The organism is Curtobacterium sp. PsM8 (assembly GCF_030433875.1).
Lineage (GTDB): Bacteria > Actinomycetota > Actinomycetes > Actinomycetales > Microbacteriaceae > Curtobacterium.
Window position 1 is genome coordinate 1 of sequence record NZ_JARUXD010000200.1, and the last position, 228, is coordinate 228.

1 protein-coding gene is annotated in these 228 nt (G+C 76.3%); it reads right to left on the reverse strand.

Annotated features, from left to right (window positions below; all coding sequences use genetic code 11):
• Nucleotides 1-2: 2 nt before the first annotated feature.
• Nucleotides 3-228, reverse strand: a 226-nt coding sequence (locus QCD68_RS17360) for a hypothetical protein (protein ID WP_301223912.1), incomplete at its 5' end; no start/stop codon positions are given.

Genomic DNA, 228 nt, shown 5'->3' on the forward strand with positions numbered 1-228 from the left:
CGTCAGATGTGTATAAGACCCAGGGCCCGGGCGAGCAGCACCGGGGCGGTCGGGACCTCGCCGACGAGGTTTAGCGCGTAGCCGAGGAGCCACGCCGACTCCTCGTCCTCGGCCGGCGGAGCCGCTGCGAGCGCGCGGTCCATGACGTGGGCGCCGCGGACCACCGGTTCCGGCCGCGCGGCCAGGAGGATCGCCCGCGGGGCGGCGTCGGGCAGCGCGAGTGCCGCG